We start from the raw sequence: 20550 nt of genomic DNA on the forward strand, positions 1-20550 counted from the left end.
GCAAGGGTGGCCCGGACATCCAGGCCCATCGTTGCAATCAGCCGACTCCATTCATTTCCCTGGCTGAGTCACGCCAAGCCAGAGCGTAGTTGATGCGCATCACGGCCGAATGTCGTTGGTCGCAAAGCCAGCATCGACGACGTCCGTGCGCCGTCCTACAGTGTTCATCAGGTGTTGTGGTCGGGGGCTCGTTTCAGGGGGAAGCAATGGAGGCGCGCAGAGAAACACCGCTTGGCGGCACCCAGGAGCCGCACGCAGCGCCCGGCGTCTGGGCAATGGTTCAGCGCTGGTTGCGATGGGCGCAGGAGCATTGGCTGTTGCCGATCCTGGCATTGGCGACGCTGGTGCGTTTCTACGACCTGACGGCGGCGGCCATCTGGGGCGACGAAGGGTCCAGCCTGCTGCTGAGCCGGTTTTCACTGACCGATATCTGGGTACACGCGGCGCACGACGTGCATCCACCGCTGTATTTCCTGCTGCTGCATGGCTGGGTCGAGTTGTTCGGCGAAGGCATTTTTTCGATCCGCAGCCTCAGCGCCTTACCTGGCATCGCCACGGTGTGGCTCGGCGTGTGGCTGATGGACTTGCTCGCCACGCGCCGTGCGGCGTTGCTGGCCGGTTTCCTGTTGGCACTGTTGCCCACGGCGGTGCGTTACAGCCAGGAAGTGCGCATGTATTCGTGGCTGGGATTGTGGCTGGTCGGCGCCACGATTGCCTTGGTCTACTGGATAAGAAACCCGCATCGCACGCGATATCTGGTGGCGTATGCGCTGTTGATGACTGCCGCGTTCTACACCCATTACTTCGCGGCCCTGTGCGTGTTGTGCCACTGGTTGTATCTGGGGGTGATCCGCGTACAGCCGGGTTATCGATTGCGGCATATTCAACGCCCCGCTTGGTGGCTGGCTAACGCGGCGATCGTGTTGTTGTACCTGCCGTGGATGCCGAGCCTGATCGATCTGCTCCAGCACATGGATCAGCTCAAGGCCAATGGCGACGTGGGTTGGGAAACACCGGTCACGTTCGGCTCGTTGCCTTCGATGGTCTGGTCGTTCCTGATCCAGGACGATGGAGAAAACCTGCCGACGCTGCTTTTCATCGCACTGCCGCTGGCGTTGCCGGTCATTGCGGGCGTGGGGGTGGCGCGGGACCGCAGTGTCTTTCGTGGCAGTGTCCTACTGGCGATCTACACGGCGTTGCCGTTGTTGCTGGTGTTCGGGGTGTCGTTTATCACACCGGTGTTTATCGAGCGCTACCTGACGGCCTATGCGTTGGGACTGCCGATGATTATCGCGTTGGCGGTTGATCGACTGTATTCAGGTTTTCGGGTTCTGGCCGTGACGGTGTTGGTGCTGTTCGTCGGCGTTGAGCTGATGGGCCTGAAGAACAACGCCACGGTGGACACCCGTGATCAGATCAACGTCATGGTCGATTACGTCAACCAGCACTTCATGACCGGTGACCGGATCGTCACCAGCGATATGCTCTGGTACCTCAGTTACGTCTATTACAATCGCACCGACACCCAGCCGTTGCTGTACACGCCGCCATTGCCCAATGGCGTTTCGAGCCGGCCGAATGCCTATGGTTTCGGCACGTTGGTGACCCGGGACACATACCTCGACAGCCTCGACAGCTTGCCCAAGGGCAGCGGTCGGGTCTGGCTGATCGGCACCGTCGATGCGCCGGACGAGTTCGCGCCGTTGCCCGCTGGCTGGCAGCGTGTTGGCGAAACCCAGGCGGGCGGCGCCAATGCGCGCCTGTTCGTGCGGCAATGAGGCTGTAACGAAAGTTGCAGTTTCCCATCGGCTTAGCTTCGATTTGATATCAAAGCATCGCCGCTCATAAAGCCATTCATGGTCTACGCTCCGTCATACATAAAGGACTTATGATCAGGGGTGAAGGGATTGCACACATTCCATTTTATTTCCGGCTTGCCGCGCTCGGGCTCGACCCTGCTTTCTGCAATCCTTTTGCAAAACCCGCGTTTCCATGCCGGCATGACCAGCCCCGTTGGCGCGCTCTTTTCCGGTGTCCTTGAACAGTGCAGCGCCGGCAGCGAGTTCGGCGCGGTGATCGACACCGATATGCGCCGCCGTCTGCTTCGCGGCCTGTTCGATTCCTATTACGCCGACAAGGCTGACAAACCGGTGGTGTTCGACACCAACCGCTTGTGGAGTTCGCGCCTGCCGGCGATCAGTGATTTGTTCCCTCAAGCGAGGGTGATTGCCTGTGTGCGCAATGTCGCCTGGGTCATGGACAGCATCGAACGTCTGTATCGCGCCAACCCATTCGAAAACACCAAGCTGTTTGGCGATGCGGTCGAACGCAATACGGTCTACAGCCGCTGCGAAACCCTGGCCCAGCGCAATCGCCTGGTCGGTTTTGCCTGGGCTGCGCTCAAGGAAGCCTATTACGGCGAGCACGCCGACTCGCTGCTGATCGTCGATTACGACCTGCTGACCCAGGCGCCTGACCGGGTGATGCGGCTGGTCTACGACTTCATTGGCGAACCCTGGTTCGAGCACGATTTCGACAACCTGGCGTATGACGCGCCGGAGTTCGATCAAGCCTTGGGTGTGTCGGGCCTGCACAAGGTCAAACCCAAAGTCGAGTTGCAGTCACGGCGCACGATCCTGCCGCCGGATTTGTTCAAGCAGTACGCCGAACTGTCCTTCTGGCTCGACGGCTCAGCCAGCGCCGCCAATGTCATTCGTATGAAAGCCGATGCCGCGATCAGTTGATCGCGGCGTTTTCGTTTACGCAGCAAAAACGTTCGAGTCCGGGTGAGCAACATGTGGTGGAGCAACGGCAAGTCGCGGGTAACCCAAGGCGCACGAGCGCTGGCCTCGCCAATGATCATGTCCCTGGAGCCGCGCATGCTGTTCGACGGCGCGGTCGCAGCCACCGTGGCCGATACCGCCCAGGCTGACAGCCACACAACGGCTGACGCGGCGAAACCACCGGTCGCCGAGAAACCGGTCGCCAGTCAGGACACCCACGACCAGGCCGACGCCACCTCCGCGGTGGCGCCCGTTGCCGTGCCGGGACAGAGCGTGGTGTTCGTCGATTCCCGGGTCAAGGATGCTGACAGCCTGCTCAAAGGCGTCGCCCCCGGCACCCAGGTGGTTCAACTCGACGCCACCAGGGACGGCTTGCAGCAGATTGCCGACTATCTGGACACCCATCAGGGCATCAGCTCGGTGCAGATCATCGCCCACGGCAATGCGGGCGATTTGTGGCTGGGCAACAGTTACCTGTCGGCCGACAACGTCGCGGCCCGCAGTGCGGTGCTGGCGGAAATCGGCAAGGACATGAACGTCGGTGGCGACATCATGATCTACGGCTGCTACACCGCCGAAGGCGAACGGGGTTTGAGTTTCGTCGACTCCCTGGCGCAACTGACCGGTCGTGATGTGGCGGCGTCCAGCAACCGCACCGGCGTGGGCGGCGACTGGGATCTGGAGATCGCCACCGGCACTATCGAAAGCGCCAACGTGCTGTCGACAATGGCCATGACCGACTATCAGTGGGGCCTGGCCACCTGGACGGCCACTAACAATGGCAACACGGGCGTCGGCTCGTTGCGTGCCGCGATCGCTTCGGCGCAGAACGGCGATACCGTCACCTTCAATGGCAGCATGACGGTGCAACTGACCTCCGAACTGCTGATCAACAAAAACATCACCGTTGATGGCGACTTGAACAATGACGGTGCGGCGGATGTGATTCTCGATGGCCAGTACCGGACCCGGGTCATCGAAGTGACGTCTGGCAGTACCGTGACGCTCGATGGTCTGGTGATCACTCGTGGTCTGGTAACGGGCAACGGTGGCAATGGTGGCTATGGTGCCACGGGCGCGATGGCCGGGGGGATTTTCAACGCCGGGATCCTGACCCTGAAAAACGTGACCGTGACCTCCAACGCCGCTTCCGGTGGCGGCGGTGGCGGCGGGGTGACGGGGGCGTTTTACGGCGGTGGCGGTGGCGGTGGTGGCGGTCTGGGTGGCCAGGGCGGCGGGCATGGCGGTTCGGCCGGGCCAGGCACCGGCACATTGGGCGGCCAGGCGGGCAGCGGTGGCGCTGGCGGTTACGGCGGCGGTTATGACGCGACCCACATGGGCGGCCGCGGCGGTACCAGCACGGGCGGGGCTGGCGGGGTGGGCGTTTCCTATTACAGCAACGGCGGTAACGGTGCGACGGCCACCAATGGCACGATTTCCATTGGCGGCGGTGGCGGCGGCGCCGGTTGGGACAAGGTCGGTGGTGCGGGCGGTAACGCGGTGGGTGGGATCTATAACGCCAGCAGCGGCGCCATCACCATCGTCGGCACGTCGACCATCAGCAACAACATCGGCGCCGGTGGGGGCGGTGGCGGTGGCGGTGGTCAAGGCAGCAATGCCAGTAATGGCGGCATCGGTGGCCGAGGCGTCGGCGCGATCTGGAACAAGGGCACTTTGCTGATCACCGCCGCCAACTTCGCGGCCCTGGCCGGTAATGCCGCCGGCAGTGGTGCCGGTGGCACTGCGCAGGGCGGTGGGACAACAGGCACCTCGCCGACCTCCGTGGCGACCATCTACAACGATGGCGGCATACTCAACACTGCGTATGCGCCGCCGCCGACCGCAACCATTGTGGTCGCCGATACCACGTTGAGCATCGGTGAAACGAGCCTGGTGACGATCACCTTCTCCGAAGCAGTGACCGGTTTCACCAATGCCGACCTGACCCTCACCAACGGCACCTTGAGTGCGGTCAGCAGCAGCGACGGCGGTATCACCTGGACGGCAACGTTCACGCCGACCGCCAGTATTTCGGACACGACCAACGTCATCACCCTCGACAACACCGGGGTAATCAACGGTCTGGGCACTGCAGGCGTCGGGACCACCAGCTCCAATAACTACGTCGTCGACACGGCGCGGCCAACCGCCAGCATCGTATTCACCGACACGGCCCTCAAGGTTGGCGAAACGTCGTTGGTGACCATCACCTTCAACGAAGCGGTCACCGGTCTCACCAACGCCGACCTGACGATTGCCAACGGCACGCTGAGTGCGGTGAGCAGCAGCGATGGCGGCATCACCTGGACGGGGACCTTCACCCCGGCGGCCAGCATGACTGACGCGACTAACCTGATCACCCTGGACAACACCGGGGTCAGCGACCTGGCAGGCAACGCCGGTAGCGGCACGACCGATTCCAGCAACTACGCCATCGATACGGTGCGGCCAACCGCGACCGTCGTGGTGACGGACACGGCACTGAAAATTGGCGAAACCTCGCTGGTGACGATCACCTTCAGCGAAGCGGTCAGCGGTTTCACCAACGCCGACCTGACCCTCTCCAACGGTACGCTGACCTCGGTCAGCAGCAGTGACGGCGGCATCACCTGGACTGCCACATTCACCCCGAACGCGAGCATCAACGACACGACCAACCTGATCACCCTGAACAACACCGGGGTCAGCGACCTGGCGGGCAACGCCGGGAGCGGCACGACCGATTCCAATAACTATGTCATCGATACACTCCGGCCGACCGCGACCATCGTGGTGGCGGACAACGCGCTGAAAATCGGTGAGACCTCGCTGGTGACCATCACCTTCGCCGAGGCGGTGAGCGGTTTCACCAACGCGGACCTGACCATTGCCAACGGTACGCTGACCGCAGTGAGCAGCAGCGACGGCGGCATCACCTGGACGGCGACTTTCACGCCAACTGCCAGCATCACTGACACGACCAATCTGATCACCCTGAACAATACGGGTGTCAGCGACCTGTCGGGTAACGCCGGCAGCGGCACGACCGACTCCAACAACTACGCCATCGATACTGTGCGGCCAACAGCAACCATCGTGGTCGCGGACACGGCGCTGAGAATCGGCGAAACGTCGCTGGTGACCATCACCTTCAGTGAAGCGGTGAGCGGTTTCACCAACGCCGACCTGACCCTCGCCAACGGTACGCTGACGGCGGTGAGCAGCAGCGACGGCGGCCTCACCTGGACCGCAACGTTTACCCCGAGCGCCAGTATCAACGACACCACCAATCTGATTACCCTGAATAACACGGGAGTCAGTGATCTGTCGGGTAACGCCGGCAGCGGCACCACCGATTCCAACAACTACGCCATTGATACCGTACGCCCGACCGCCACGATTGTGCTGGCGGATACGGCGCTGACCGCAGGCGAAACGTCGCTGGTGACCATCACCTTTTCCGAAGCAGTGACCGGTTTCACCAACGCCGACCTGAGCATCGCCAACGGCACGTTGACGGCGGTCAGCAGCAGCGATGGCGGGATTACCTGGACCGCCACGTTTACCCCGACAGCAGGCATCATCAGCGCGACCAATGTCATCAGCCTGGCGAACACCGGCGTGGCCGACCTTTCGGGTAACACCGGCAGCGGGATCAGCTCCTCGGGCAACTATGCCATCGACACCGCTCCACCGACCGCGACGATCGTGCTGGCCGACAATGCCCTGAGAATCGGTGAAACGTCACTGGTGACGATTACCTTCAACCAGGCCGTGACCGGTTTCACCAACGCCGACCTGAGCATTGCCAACGGCACGTTGACGGCGGTGAGCAGCAGCGACGGCGGTATCACCTGGACCGCCACGTTCACCCCGACCGCCAGCATTACCGACACGACCAATCTGATTGTCCTGGACAACAGCGGCGTGCAGTCCGCCGCCACCGGCAACGTGGGGAGCGGCACTACCGATTCCAACAACTACGCGATTGACACCGTGCGCCCGACGGCAACCGTCGTGGTCGCGGACACGGCGCTGAGAATCGGCGAAACCTCGCTGGTCACCATCACTTTCAGCGAGGCGGTCAGCGGTTTCACCAACGCGGACCTGACGATTGCCAACGGCACGTTGACGGCGGTGAGCAGCAGCGACGGCGGCCTCACCTGGACGGCGACGTTTACGCCGAGCGCCAGCATCAACGACACCACCAACCTGATCACCCTGGCCAACACCGGCATCAGCGACCTCTCGGGTAACGCCGGCAGCGGCACCACCGATTCCAACAACTACGCCATCGACACGCTTCGACCCACCGCGACCATCGTCCTGGCAGACCCGACCCTGAGTGCTGGCGAAACCTCACTGGTCACCATCACCTTCAGCGAAGCGGTCAGCGGTTTCACCAATGCCGACCTGAGCATCGCCAACGGCACGTTGACCTCGGTCAGCAGCAGTGACGGCGGCATTACCTGGACGGCGACGTTCACGCCAACGGCGGGTGTGAACGATGGAACCAACGTCATCACCCTGGCCAATACCGGCGTGGCCGACCTTTCCGGCAACACGGGCAGCGGCACCACCAACTCCGGCAACTACACGATCGATACCGTGGCGCCGACGGCTACCATTGTCGTTGCCGACAACGCACTGAAAATTGGCGAAACGTCCCTGGTCACCATCACGTTCTCCGAGGCGGTCACCGGTTTCAGCAACGCCGACCTGAGCATCGCCAATGGCACGTTGAGTTCCGTCAGCAGCAGTGATGGCGGCATCACCTGGACGGCAACGTTTACCCCGACCAGCGCCATCACCGACACCAGCAACGTCATTACGCTGGACAACAGCGGTGTGCAAAACGGCTCGGGCAACGCGGGTAGCGGCACCACCGATTCCAACAACTACGCCATCGACACCGTGCGGCCAACGGCAACCATCGTCGTCGCGGATTCGGCGCTGGCGGTGGGTCAAACATCGGTGGTGACCATCACCTTCAGCGAGGCGGTGACAGGATTTACCATTGCCGACCTGACGGTGAGCAACGGCACCCTGAGCAATCTCAGTACCAGCGATAACATCACCTATACCGCCACGCTGACGCCAACGGCGAGCATCACCGATACCACCAACCTGATCACCCTGGACAACACCGGAGTGATCGATGGGGCCGGCAATACGGGCAGCGGTACCACCGATTCCAACAACTACGCCATCGACAGCCAGCGCCCGACCGCTACGATCGTCGTCGCCGACAGCACCCTCAGTGCGGGCGAAACCTCGTTGGTGACCATCACCTTCAGTGAGGCGGTGAGCGGTTTCGACAACAGTGACCTGAGCATCCCCAACGGCACGTTGAGTGCGGTGAGCAGCAGCGATGGCGGTATCACCTGGACCGCTACCTTCACACCGACGGTCGGCATCAAGGACACCAGCAACCTCATCACTCTGAACAATACCGGGGTGGCCGACATTGCCGGCAATACGGGCAGCGGGAGCACCAACTCGGCGAACTTTACGATCGATACGGTGCTGCCGACCGCCACTCTCGTGGTCGCCGACACGGCGCTGAAAGCGGGTGAAACGTCACTGGTGACGATCACCTTCAGCGAAGCGGTGAGCGGCTTCTCCAACGCCGACCTGACGATTGCGAATGGCACGCTCAGCAACGTGTCGTCGACCGATGGCGGTATCACCTGGACGGCGACGTTCACCCCGACGGCGAGCATCACCGACACCAGTAACCTGATCACACTGGACAACAGCGGCGTGCAAAACGCTTCGGGCAACGCCGGCAGTGGTACCACCGACTCCAACAATTTCGCCATCGACACCGCGCTGCCCAGCGCCACGATCGTGGTTGCCGACAATCGCCTGGGCATCGGCGACACCACCACGGTGACCATCACCTTCAGCGAAGCGGTGAGCGGTTTCGACCTGTCGGACATCAGCGTGGCCAACGGCGTGCTGTCGAACCTGATCAGCAGCGACGGCGGCATCACCTGGACGGCGACCCTGACACCGACCGCCGGCATGAACGACGCGACCAACCTGATCGTGCTCGACACCGGTACCGTGCAGGACGCCGCCGGCAACGTCGGTGCGAGCATCGCCATTTCCAACAACTATGCGCTGGACGCGTCCCGGCCGACGGTGAGCATTGCGGTCGCCAACCCGAACATGGGGGCTGGCCAGAGCACGGTGGTGACCTTCACCTTCAGCGAAGCGGTGAGTAATTTCGACCTGTCGGACTTGAGCGTGACCAATGGCGATTTGACCAACCTGAGCAGCAGCGACGGTGGCAAGACATGGACCGCCACCTTCACGCCCGCTGCCAATGTCAGCGACCCGAGCAACTTCATCGCCCTCGACACCAGCAACGTCACCGATCTGGCCGGTAACGCAGGTGACAGCGTGTCGGTCTCCAACAATTACGCGATAGGCATCGTGTCGGTGACCGCGGATCCGCAACTCATCAGCAGCGACCCGGTGACCGTGGCCGATCAACCCAACGTGCCGCTGCAACCCATCGTGTTCACCCCACCCACCGGGGATCTCGGTTCACCGCTGACCTTTGCACCGCTGTTCGAAGACCGGGTTATCGGCAACGGCATCCGGCCGCTGGGCGACATTTTCATGAACAACGGCGCGCTGGCGCAGAGCTTTATCGCCCAAGTGTTCAGCAGCAGCGAAAGCGGCGGCGACGGTGCAGGCCACGGCTTCCTCGGTTTCGGCGGCGGCGATGGCGGGGTGTTCAGCACCAGCACGTTGTCGAGCCTGTTCAATCAGGACGTTGGCAATGAGCGGGATTCGCTGAACTCATTCGGCAGTCATTCGATCAAGGCCAGTGATGTTTCCCAGGGCCTGCGCGGCGTGTTTGGCGCGCCCAGTCTCGTCCAGCAGTTGCAACAGCTCAAAGACACCGAGCAGCGGCAGGTCAACGACCTGGCCACTGCTTTGAAACAGGCCGGTATCAGCGAAATGCAGGCCTGACACAACAATTAAAACGGGCGACACCCAGGGGCAGTCAAGGATGAAGAGAAGTCAGAAGTTGTTCGTCGCGAGCCTGCTCGCGCTGGCAGTCAGTGGATGTGCAGTCAAAAGTGAACCGATCGAACGCAGCGTCAGCGAGCAACGCGCCAAGAGCGATCTGCAAAGCATGTACAAGGGCCAGGAACCCCTCAGCGGTCCGCTGACCCTGCATCAGGCCATGGCCCGCGCGGTGAAATACAACCTTGAAGGCCGGCTGAAGATCATGGAAGAGGCCCTGGCCAAGCGCCAACTCGACCTGGCCAGCTTCGACATGTTGCCGCGCATGGCGCTGGACGCCGGGTACGTCGGCCGCAACAACGTCAACGCTTCCAGCAGCCAGAGCGTACGGACCGGCACTCAGTCGCTGGAGCCATCGACTTCACAGGACCGCGACCGTGAAGTCGCCGACCTGACCATGGTCTGGAACGTGCTGGATTTTGGCGTCAGCTACATCAGCGCCAAGCAACAGGGCGACCAGCGACTGATCGTTCAGGAGCGTCGGCGCAAAGTCATCAACACCATCGTTCAGGACGTGCGCTCGGCGTATTGGCGGGCCATGGCTGCCGAACGGTTGCTCAAGCAGATCGACAGCCTCATGGCTCGGGTCGAGACCGCTCGCGGCAACAGCCAGAGCATGAGTGAGCAGCGCATCGGCGATCCGATCCAGGCGTTGGGTTATCAACGCTCGTTGATCGAAGCCACCCGCCAGTTAGAAGAACAGCGCCGCGCGCTGTCGCTGGCGAAAACCGAACTGGCGACCCTGATCAACCTGCCGCTGGGCACCGATCTGACGCTGGCGACTCAGGACGACTACGTCATCCCCGAATTGAAAGTGGACCTCGCCAGTCTGGAACAGGAAGCCCTGACCAGCCGTCCGGAACTGCGTGAGCAGGATTACCAAAGCCGCATCAGCGCTGCCGAAACCCGTAAAGCCATGTTGCGCCTGCTGCCGGGCCTGGAGTTCTCCGCTGGCGGGCATTACGACAGCAACTCGTTCCTGGTGGAGCAGGGTTGGGCTGACTATGGCGTGAAGGTCACGTGGAACCTGTTCAGCGTGATTTCGGCGCCGGCGGCAATCAACGTCGCCAAGGCCGGTGAAGAAGTGGCCACGGCGCGTCGTCAGGCGATGTCGATTGCGGTGCTGGCGCAGCTCTACGTGGCCAACGCCAACTACCGCGAGGCACTGCGGCAGTTCAAGACCAATCAGCAACTGTCGGACATTGACGGGCAGATTGTCGGCCAGTTGCGCAATCGCTATAAGGCGGCAGGGCTGGGCGAACTGGACTTGATTCAGGGCGAATTGAACACCTTGCAGGCCGATCTGCGCCGCGACTTGTCGTACGCCGATCTGCGCAACGCCTACGGGCAGATTTTTGCCAGCGCGGGGCTCGATCCGCTGCCCGATCAAGTGCAGTCCACTGAAGTCCAATCCATCGCCACCGCATTGGCCAATCGCGAAGCGGCGTGGGCGGCGGGCAACATCACAGTGCCGGTGGCTCATGCCCAGGCTCAATAACCTTCAGGCGCCGACAGCGAGCATCAGCCGTGCACAACGGGAGGCCCGAAACGGCCATCGCGGCACGGCGATTCTGTTGACCGGTTTGCCGGCGGCAGGCAAGTCGACGCTGGCCCAGGCGCTGCACGCACAGTTGTTCGAGCGCGGCGTGCAGAGTGTTGTGCTTGACGGCGATGGGCTGCGGGTCGGGCTCAACCGCGATCTGGGTTTTGCTGACAGCGACCGCCTGGAGAACATCCGCCGGGCCAGTGAACTGGCGGCGTTGTTGGTGGAAAACGGGCAGGTGGTGATTCTGGCGATGATTGCGCCGTTACTGGAGTTGCGTGAACTGTTTGCCACGCGTTTAGGCGAGGATTATCGCGAAGTCTGGTGCAGCGCTTCCCTGGCGGTATGCGAGCAGCGCGATCCCAAAGGTCATTACGCCCGGGCCCGTCGCGGTGACCTGCCAGGATTTACCGGGGTTTCTGCACCTTATGAACCTCCGCCGGCTGCCGGGCTGGTTCTCGACACCGGAGCGCAGTCGGTCGAGGCCTGTCTCGACCGTTTGCTGACCTGGCTCGGAGAATGTGCGGTCTTACCCAGAGCGTGAGCCGGGTGTTTTCGTGGCGAGAGAGCTTGCTCCCGCTGGGCTGCGAAGCGGCCTGCTACGCAGTCCAACGGGAGCAAGCTCCCTCGCCACAGTCTTCACTGCCTCAAGGCTTTTGCGATAGATCTGCCATGCCCTTGAGCAATTCGATCGGCAGTGGAAAGACGATGGTCGAGCTCTTGTCCCCGGCAATCGAACTCAGGGTCTGCATGTAGCGCAGTTGCATGGCGCCCGGCTGGCGGCCGAGCATTTCGGCGGCCTGCATGAGCTTTTCCGAAGCCTGCAGTTCACCTTCGGCGTGGATGACCTTGGCCCGGCGCTCCCGCTCGGCTTCAGCCTGTTTGGCGATGGCGCGGACCATCGATTCGTTGAGGTCCACGTGCTTGATCTCGACGTTGGCGACCTTGATGCCCCAGGCGTCGGTCTGGGCATCGAGCACTTGCTGGATATCGATGTTCAGCCGTTCGCGCTCGGCCAGCAGCTCATCGAGTTCGTGTTTGCCGAGCACCGCGCGCAAGGTGGTCTGGGCCAGCTGACTGGTGGCCATGAGGAAATCTTCGACCTGGATAATTGCCTTCTGCGGATCGAGCACGCGGAAGTACAGCACCGCGTTGACCTTGACCGAGACGTTGTCGCGGGTGATCACGTCTTGCGACGGCACATCGAGCACCACGGTACGCAAATCGACGCGAACCATTTGCTGCACCACGGGAATCAGCAGGATCAGGCCGGGACCTTTGACTTGCCAGAAACGGCCGAGCTGGAACACCACCCCGCGCTCGTATTCGCGCAGGATGCGAAAGGTCGATCCCGCCAGCGCAATGACCAACAGCAGCAGCGCGGCAAAACCCAGTTGCAGGCCCATGGCTATTCTCCACCCGGCGCCGCGTCAGCCGCGGCCACTTGCAGCAGTAATCCCTTGCGCGCCACCACCCGGACCCGCTGCCCGGTTTCCAGTGGCGTGGCGCTGAGGACTTGCCACTGTTCTCCTTGCAGGTGCACCCAGCCGTTGCAGGCATTGCCGGGTTGTAACGACATGATCGGCGCCACGCTGCCCACGAGCCCGGCATCGCCACTGACGGTTTGGCGCGGTCGGGTTTTGAGGGCGCGGATCACCAGGAATATCAGCAACAACGCGCTGATCAGGCCCAGGCCGATCATCAACGGGACAGGCACCTCGGTGTTGCTCAGGATCACCGCGCCGATGACGAACATCACAATCCCGCCCAACCCGATCACGCCATAATTGGGCAAGGCCGCTTCGGCGATCAGAAAGGCGATGCCCAACACAATCAGCCAAATCCCGATGGGGTTGGGGATCAGCACGAGGGTGTCCGCCGCGAACGCCGATCCGCTCAAGGCCAACAGCAACGCCACTGCACAGCTACGCGTGTTCACTTGACCCTCCTTGTAGGAGCGAGCCTGCTCGCGATGAACCTGAGAGCGCCTCGCCCATCCATTGAGTCCGCGTTCCCGTTAACGCCCATCGCTAAATACAGTTTAGTCGAGCCGTTGGTTGTACGAATTTTGATCAGTTGTCGACGATGTTCCAGTGGGCAGATTTCCCGCCGGAATGCGTCGGCAGGCCTAGACTTTCAGTACAGAGCAACGTGTTAACCCATCGTCCGTCACAGACTGTTCGCGGACACCGAGGTGCATCATGCGTATGGCAAGAACCGTGCAGAGAAGCCTGGAAAAGGCTCAATGCGAATATGACATTGTCACCCACCCACACTCGGCCAGCAGCCTGGAGACCGCGCGGGTCTCGGGCATTCCAGCCGAAAGGATGGCCAAGTCGGTGATCCTCGACGATCACCACGGTCATTACCTGATGGCCGTACTCCCCGCCAGCCGTCACCTGGACCTGAGCAAAGTACGCAGTAGTGGCGAATGGCAGGTCTCCCGGGAAAGCAACCTGCCGCACCTGTTCGATGATTGCGAACGTGGCGCGGTGCCAGCCCTCGGCGAGGCCTACGGGCTGGATGTGGTCATTGACCCACTGCTGACCCGGCAGAAAGACATTTATCTGGAAGCCGGCAACCACATCAACCTGCTGCACATGAACATGCCGGAGTTTCTGAAAATGGTGCCGCATGCCGAAGTGCGGGAGTTGAGTTATTGAGTCATGTGTCGTCAGTGACGCCGCCATCGCGAGCAGGCTCGCTCCCACAGTTGACCGCGTGTCCCTGTGGGAGCGAGCCTGCTCGCGATTGACCGCTTGGCGGTCACCCAATCATCAGCCATTCCCAGGAGCCCGACATGGAATCCCCAACCCACAGCCTCCCCTCACTGTTCAAACAGCTCGGCCTCCCGGATGACGCCGAAAGCATCGATAAATTCATCGCTACCCACTCACCACTCAAGCCGGAATTGCACCTGGCGGACGCCTTTTTCTGGACCAAGAGCCAAGCGCAGTTTTTGCGCGACGAGATTCTCGATGACGCGGATTGGGCGGAGGTGGTGGATCAGTTGAATGTGCTGCTGAGGAAGGGGCGAGGGGGGTAAAGAACATCGGAAAACTGGCTTTTCCAGGATGCGATGAGGGGTGGGCAGGCAGGAGGTTTAGCGATCCCTGCTGATTTTTACGGTGTCTTGACCGCCAAATTGTTTCAAAACTTGACCAACTTTCCCCCCAAATGCCATATTGATAGTTAGCAAACTAACAGTGTGTCTATTCGCCCGTGTCAAAAAATCTCGACGTTCTTCAGATGAGCATCAGCAGTTCCATGGTGGTGGCCGCCCGGCACTGGCGGAAGATCTGCCAGACCACCTTGGTCAACTATGGAATCTCCGAAGCCTGCGCCGTTCCGTTGTTGATGATCGGGCGTCTGGGCGAGGGTGTGCGGCAGGTGACGGTGGCACAGGCGGCCGGGATGGAGAGCCCGTCCCTGGTACGTCTGCTCGATCAGCTGTGTCATGCCGGCTACGTTCGTCGAACCGAAGATGAGCATGATCGTCGCGCCAAATGCCTGAGCCTGACCGACACCGGCCGCGAGCTGGTCCAGGCGGTTGAAATCGAGCTGGTGCGCTTGCGCAATGAAGTGCTGGAAGGGATCGCCCCGAGTGATCTGGAAGCGGCGTTGCGGGTATTGAAAGCGTTCGAAGCCGCCAACGCTCCATCGGTGGTGAACCCTTGAGCGGATTTTTTACCGGCGTTCCCCCGGCCCGGGACTGGTTCTACGGCGTGCGCACCTTCGCGGCGTCGATGATCGCGTTGTACATCGCCATGCTCATGCAAATGCCGCGTCCGTACTGGGCGATGGCCACGGTGTATATCGTTTCCAGCCCCTTCGTCGGCCCGACCAGCTCCAAGGCGCTGTATCGCGCGGTCGGTACGTTTCTGGGCGCGGCGGCGGCGGTTTTTTTTGTGCCGATGTTTGTTCAGAGCCCCTATGTGCTGGTGCTGGTCATCGCGCTGTGGACCGGGATTCTGCTGTTCCTGTCGCTGCACCTGCGCACAGCCAACAGCTACGCGTTGATGCTCGCCGGTTACACGCTGCCGTTGATCGCCTTGCCCGTGGTCGATAACCCGCTGGCGGTGTGGGACGTGGCCGAGGCGCGGACTGAGGAGATTTTCCTCGGCATCGCCGTCGCGGCGGTGGTCGGTGCGATGTTCTGGCCACGGCGGCTGGCGCCGGTGTTCAACGATTCGGTGAGCAAATGGTTCGCCGATGCCTCGACCTACAGCCTGCGCTTCCTTAGCCGCAACGTGCAGCCCGAAGAAGTCAGCGCGTTGCGCGCATCAATGGTCGCAACCTTCAACACCCTGGAATTGATGATCGGCCAGTTGCCCCACGAGGGCGCGCGCCCGCAAACCGTGCGCAACACCAAGGAACTGCGCGGGCGAATGATTCATTTGTTGCCGGTGATCGACGCCCTCGACGATGCGCTCTACGCCCTCGAGCGGCGCACGCCGGAGCTGGTGGACAAATTCTCGCCGTTGCTGGCCGCCACCACGGCATGGCTTGGCCACAAAGACGCCGACCTCAACCGCTGGCAAGCGCTGAAAGATCAACTCGAAGCGCTGCAACCGTCCGCCGAAGCGCTGGATGATCGCAAGCAACTGCTGTTCTCCAACGCCTTGTATCGTCTGGGCGAATGGATCGATTTGTGGCAAGACTGCCGCAGCCTGCAATACGCGATTCAGTGCGAAAGCCAGGACAGCTGGCGCGCGGTGTATCGGCACTGGCGCCTCGGTCGGCTGTCGCCATTTCTCGACCGTGGGCTGATGCTCTACTCGGCGGCGTCCACGGTCACCGCGATCATCGTCGCCTCGGTGCTGTGGATTCTGCTCGGCTGGACCGACGGCGGCAGCGCGGTGATTCTGGCGGCGGTAGCGTGCAGTTTCTTCGCCTCGATGGACGACCCGGCGCCGCAGATTTACCGGTTCTTCTTCTGGACCGCGATGTCGGTGCTGTTCGCCAGTCTTTACCTGTTTCTGGTGCTGCCCAACCTGCATGATTTTCCGATGCTGGTGCTGGCGTTCGCCGTGCCGTTCATCTGCATCGGCACCCTGACGGTCAAGCCCCAGTTTTACCTGGGCATGCTGCTGACGCTGGTCAACACCTCGTCCTTCATCAGTATCCAGGGTGCTTACGACGCGGATTTCCTCAGCTTCGCCAACTCCAACCTGGCGGGCCCGGTCGGCTTGCTGTTCGCCTTTGTCTGGACCCTGATTGCGCGGCCGTTCGGCGCGGAACTGGCGGCCAAGCGCCTGACCCGTTTCAGCTGGCGCGACATTGTCAGCCTCACCGAACCCGCCTCGCTGGCCGAACATCGGCAGTTGGGTGTGCAGATCCTCGATCGCCTGATGCAGCATTTGCCGCGACTGGCCATGACCGGCCAGGACACTGGCATCGCGCTGCGGGAAGTGCGCGTGGCGCTGAACCTGCTCGACCTGCTCGCCTACACACCGCGTGTGCTCGGCGTGCCGCAGGTGCTGCTGCATCAAGTGGTGGCCGAAGTCGGCGAGTATTTCAAAGCCTGCCTCAAGGCTGGCGAGCGTTTGCCGGCGCCCGGTGCGTTGTTGATGACCATGGACCGCACGCGCCGAGCCCTCAACCGCGAGTGCGATGAAGGCGCCCGTCTGCACCTGCTGCACGCATTGAGCGGCTTGCGTCTGGCACTGCTTCCCGGCGTTGAATTCGTCGGCGCCGGCGACCTCGAAGAACCGCTTCCCCATGGCATCGATGGAGCGCCTTTATGATCGGTGACCTGGATATCAGCGGGGTGTTCCTGCCCACGCTGCTGGTGCTGATGGGCATTACGTATGTGATTTACCTGCTGGTGCACGGGTTGCTGACGCGCCTGCACTTTTACCGTCTGGTCTGGCACCGGGCATTGTTCAACGTGGCTCTCTACGCTTTGCTACTCGGCGCCGTGGACTCACTCAGTCGATACCTGATGACATGAAAAAACCTTTTTTGACCCTCGGCCGTGTGGTCCTGACCCTGTTGATCGTGACCTTCGCCGTCGTCGTGGTCTGGCGCATGGTGATGTATTACATGTTCGCCCCGTGGACCCGCGACGGGCATATCCGCGCCGACATCGTGCAGATCGCCCCGGACGTGTCCGGCCTGATCCAGCACGTCGAGGTGCGCGACAACCAATTGGTGAAACGCGGCCAGGTGCTGTTCAGCATCGATCAGGACCGTTTCAAGCTCGCACTGCGCCAAGCCAGGGCGGCGGTCGCCGACCGTCAGGAAACCCTGGCGCAAGCGCAGCGAGAAGCCAAGCGTAACCGCGGCCTCGGCAACCTGGTGCCGGGCGAGCAGCTGGAAGAGAGCCAATCGCGGGTGGCCCGCGCCGAAGTGGCATTGATGGAAGCGCAGGTGACGGTAGACAGTGCCCAGCTCAACCTCGACCGCTCGACCATCCGCAGCCCGGTCGATGGCTACGTCAACGACCGGGCGCCGCGTGCGCAGGAATTCGTCACTGCCGGGCGCCCGGTGTTGTCGGTGGTGGACAGCAATTCGTTCCATATCGACGGCTATTTCGAAGAAACCAAACTGGATGGCATCCATGTCGGTCAGTCGGTCGATATCCGGGTGATCGGCGACCGCGCTCGCCTGCGCGGCCACGTGGAAAGCATCGTCGCCGGCATCGAAGACCGCGACCGCAGCAGCGGCAGCAACCTGTTGCCTAACGTCAATCCTGCGTTCAGCTGGGTGCGACTCGCGCAGCGGATTCCGGTGCGGATCGCTTTCGACGAGGTGCCGGCAGATTTCCGCATGATTGCCGGGCGCACCGCGACGGTGTCGATCATTGATGACCAGCAGCGGGAGCCGGGCAAATGAGCAGGGCCTCGGGTTTGGCGGTTGCCGGATTAGGTTTGTTGCTGTCGGCGTGTCAGGTGGTCGGGCCGGATTATCACCTGCCTGACGAAGCCGCGGTACACCGTGAAGACCTGCAGGGCAACCTGGCGGTGAACGGCAAAAATGTCGTCTCGGCGCCGGTGCCCGGCGATTGGTGGCGCCTTTATCAGGACCCGCGTCTGGACCAGTTGGTGCAGCAGGCCATGGCGTCCAACACCGATTTGCGCGTGGCCGCCGCGAACCTTTCCCGCGCCCGCGCTCAGGTCGACGAAGCCCAGGCCGCAGGTGGCTGGAGTGGCGGCGTGAAGCTCGGCGCCCAGCGCTTGCAGGAGTCCGGCGAAGCCTTCCTGCTGCCGGAAAAAGTGCCGGTGGCCAATGTCGGCGACATCGGCCTTACCACCTCGTACCAATTCGACCTGTTCGGCACCTTGCAGCGCGGGATCGAGGCGGCCAAGGCCAATGCCGATGCGACGCAAGCGGCGGCGGATACGGCGCGAATCACCTTGGTGGCCGACGTTGTCCGGGCGTACACCCAAGTGTGCGCGGCCAACGAAGAACGGGAAATCGCCCAGCATTCCCTCGACCTGCAAGCCCAGGGCACCACGCTGATCCAGCGTTTGCGCGATGCCGGGCGTGGCGATGAAACCCAGGTCACCCGCTCGCAAACCCAATTCAAATCCCTGCGTGCCGACATGCCGCGTTATGAAGCGGCGCGTCAGGCGGGCTTGTTCCGTTTGTCGATGTTGCTGGCCAAACCGGTCGACCAATTGCCCGCCGGCACCGCAACGTGCGCCGAATTGCCGAAAATCGCGCAATTGTTGCCGGTCGGTGACGGCGCCACGTTGCTCAAACGCCGCCCCGATGTGCGTCAGGCCGAGCGCCGACTGGCCGCGGCGACCGCAGGTATCGGCGTTGCCACCGGCGAGTTGTACCCGGACATCAGCATCGGCGCTACCGTCGGCACGGTCGGTATTCTGGAGAATCTCGGCAAACCGGCGACCAACCGCTGGGGTTTCGGCCCGTTGCTGACCTGGACCGTGCCGTCCAATGGCTCCCGGGCGCGAGTCCGCGAGGCCGAAGCGGCGACCCAAGGCGCGCTGGCGCACTTCGATGGCGTGGTGCTCAACGCCATTCGTGAGACCCAGACCGGTCTGGCCCAATACTCCGCGCTGCTGCAACGCCGCGATGCCCTGGCGGATGCCGAGCAGTCCGCGCAACTGGCGGCGGATCAGACGCACCGCTTCTTCCAGGCGGGTCGTGAATCGTTCCTGGCAGACCTGCAAGCGACCCGAACCTACACCGATGTGCGGGCGCAACTGGCTTCCGCCAACACGCAAGTTGCCATGAGCCAGATCGATTTGTTCCTGGCGCTGGGCGGTGGCTGGGAAAGCGGACGAACGCAAGCGACGAACACCAGCAAACCCTGAGGCCGTTGCTATGCTTTGACTTGATGAGATCGTGCGTCGAACTCATCAATCAAGGCTCGCGTTGGTCATGGGGACTCTAATAATGAAAAACCCTTATGCTCCCGGCTTCTGGTGCGCTATTGCGGCATTGGTGTTGCTGTCGGCCACCTATTTCTATGGCGTCATGCTGGCTCACCAGATCGACAAGGCGCTGGTGTTCCTCGACAGCGCAGCTGCGCTGATCGCCGTGATGGCCATCGTGGTGGTGGCCTGGGCTTCGCTCCAGGGCCAGCGCATCAAAAAAAGACAACTGGAACAAGGCAAGACGCTGGTGCTGATCTGGGACACCAAGGTCGCTTTGCGTCGGGTCGAAACGGTATTCGACCGGTATTTCTGGGGCAGTTACTGGCAACCGGGGCGCACGTTCCAGGAAGTCATGGGCGAACTCACCGGCACGCCGCTGGAAAAAAGCCTCGAAACGCTGAAGAAGCAATGTCTTGAGCTGGACAAGCAAATCGCCGAAGACGACTGGCACTGGCTGAACAACGCCCGAGAGCTCTCCGACGTTGCCGCCGCCATGGCCCGCGAGCGCTATCAGCTGGATTTCTGCGACCCACGCGCGGACGTGACGGGCGGGACGGTGATCAATCGGGATTTCGAGGTGCTGGTTTATACGTGGACCGCACGGCTGAAAAGTTTTGATCATCAGCTGGATGAGATGGAAGTGCAGTATTCCTGAATTGATGTCGCCTTATCGGACGCCATCGCGAGCAGGCCCGCTCCCACAGGGTTCACTGCAATTCCTGTGGGAGCGGGCCTGCCCGCGATAGCGATGTCATGTGCACCGAAACTCTCAACCCCTTCGCACAGTCCATAGACACTCTTTAACCTTTAAACATTGGGCCACGCGGTGTGCCTGATGCTAATCTCCATCGCGCTT

15 protein-coding genes are annotated in these 20550 nt (G+C 62.0%); 13 read left to right on the forward strand and 2 right to left on the reverse strand.

Features of this window, described 5'->3' with window-relative positions:
• Positions 1–206: 206 nt before the first annotated feature.
• The 5 genes from B723_RS05960 to cysC all read left to right on the forward strand — a co-directional run bounded on the left by B723_RS05960 (position 207) and on the right by cysC (position 11893).
• Positions 207–1778, forward strand: a complete 1572-nt coding sequence (locus tag B723_RS05960) for a glycosyltransferase family 39 protein (RefSeq protein ID WP_017335837.1) — start codon at positions 207–209, stop codon at positions 1776–1778.
• Positions 1779–1898: 120 nt separating this feature from the next.
• Positions 1899–2744 carry a sulfotransferase family protein gene (locus tag B723_RS05965; protein ID WP_017335838.1) on the forward strand — a complete coding sequence of 282 codons (846 nt, stop codon included), beginning with the start codon at positions 1899–1901 and terminating at the stop codon, positions 2742–2744.
• A gap of 51 nt (positions 2745–2795) precedes the next feature.
• Positions 2796–9749, forward strand: coding sequence for an Ig-like domain-containing protein (locus tag B723_RS05970; RefSeq protein WP_031318209.1), 6954 nt, complete (start codon positions 2796–2798; stop codon positions 9747–9749).
• A gap of 40 nt (positions 9750–9789) precedes the next feature.
• The gene (locus B723_RS05975; RefSeq protein WP_017335840.1) at positions 9790–11304 is read left to right on the forward strand and encodes a TolC family protein; all 1515 of its coding nucleotides are present in this window, start codon (positions 9790–9792) and stop codon (positions 11302–11304) included.
• Positions 11288–11893: an adenylyl-sulfate kinase gene (cysC, locus tag B723_RS05980; RefSeq protein WP_017335841.1), complete on the forward strand. Its 606-nt coding sequence runs from the start codon at positions 11288–11290 to the stop codon at positions 11891–11893. The genes B723_RS05975 and cysC overlap by 17 nt, the downstream gene beginning before the upstream one ends.
• Positions 11894–11996: 103 nt before the next feature.
• On the opposite strand, the gene B723_RS05985 is transcribed toward cysC, so the two are convergent.
• Both B723_RS05985 and B723_RS05990 read right to left on the reverse strand, forming a co-directional pair.
• Positions 11997–12755 carry a slipin family protein gene (locus B723_RS05985; protein ID WP_017335842.1) on the reverse strand — a complete coding sequence of 253 codons (759 nt, stop codon included), beginning with the start codon at positions 12753–12755 and terminating at the stop codon, positions 11997–11999.
• A 2-nt stretch (positions 12756–12757) separates the two neighbouring features.
• Positions 12758–13288 carry an NfeD family protein gene (locus B723_RS05990; protein ID WP_017335843.1) on the reverse strand — a complete coding sequence of 177 codons (531 nt, stop codon included), beginning with the start codon at positions 13286–13288 and terminating at the stop codon, positions 12758–12760.
• A gap of 262 nt (positions 13289–13550) precedes the next feature.
• Between B723_RS05990 and B723_RS05995 the strand changes: the two genes are divergently transcribed.
• From B723_RS05995 to B723_RS06030, 8 genes are all read left to right on the forward strand, one after another.
• On the forward strand, positions 13551–14012 hold the full coding sequence (locus B723_RS05995) for an aminoacyl-tRNA deacylase (RefSeq protein WP_017335844.1): 462 nt from the start codon (positions 13551–13553) through the stop codon (positions 14010–14012).
• A 137-nt stretch (positions 14013–14149) separates the two neighbouring features.
• Positions 14150–14395 carry a DUF2789 domain-containing protein gene (locus B723_RS06000; protein WP_017335845.1) on the forward strand — a complete coding sequence of 82 codons (246 nt, stop codon included), beginning with the start codon at positions 14150–14152 and terminating at the stop codon, positions 14393–14395.
• Between the two features lie 203 nt (positions 14396–14598).
• Positions 14599–15027, forward strand: a complete 429-nt coding sequence (locus B723_RS06005) for a MarR family winged helix-turn-helix transcriptional regulator (RefSeq protein ID WP_017335846.1) — start codon at positions 14599–14601, stop codon at positions 15025–15027.
• Positions 15024–17096, forward strand: a complete 2073-nt coding sequence (locus tag B723_RS06010) for an FUSC family protein (RefSeq protein ID WP_017335847.1) — start codon at positions 15024–15026, stop codon at positions 17094–17096. Before B723_RS06005 ends, B723_RS06010 begins: the two co-directional genes overlap by 4 nt.
• Positions 17093–17302: a DUF1656 domain-containing protein gene (locus B723_RS06015; RefSeq protein WP_008034684.1), complete on the forward strand. Its 210-nt coding sequence runs from the start codon at positions 17093–17095 to the stop codon at positions 17300–17302. Before B723_RS06010 ends, B723_RS06015 begins: the two co-directional genes overlap by 4 nt.
• Positions 17299–18186, forward strand: a complete 888-nt coding sequence (locus B723_RS06020; RefSeq protein ID WP_017335848.1) for an efflux RND transporter periplasmic adaptor subunit — start codon at positions 17299–17301, stop codon at positions 18184–18186. Before B723_RS06015 ends, B723_RS06020 begins: the two co-directional genes overlap by 4 nt.
• Positions 18183–19631 carry an efflux transporter outer membrane subunit gene (locus B723_RS06025; protein ID WP_017335849.1) on the forward strand — a complete coding sequence of 483 codons (1449 nt, stop codon included), beginning with the start codon at positions 18183–18185 and terminating at the stop codon, positions 19629–19631. Before B723_RS06020 ends, B723_RS06025 begins: the two co-directional genes overlap by 4 nt.
• Before the next feature lie 82 nt (positions 19632–19713).
• Positions 19714–20349 carry a hypothetical protein gene (locus B723_RS06030; protein ID WP_017335850.1) on the forward strand — a complete coding sequence of 212 codons (636 nt, stop codon included), beginning with the start codon at positions 19714–19716 and terminating at the stop codon, positions 20347–20349.
• The last annotated feature ends 201 nt before the right edge of the window (positions 20350–20550 follow it).

Source organism: Pseudomonas fluorescens NCIMB 11764, assembly GCF_000293885.2.
GTDB classification, from domain to species: domain Bacteria; phylum Pseudomonadota; class Gammaproteobacteria; order Pseudomonadales; family Pseudomonadaceae; genus Aquipseudomonas; species Aquipseudomonas fluorescens_B.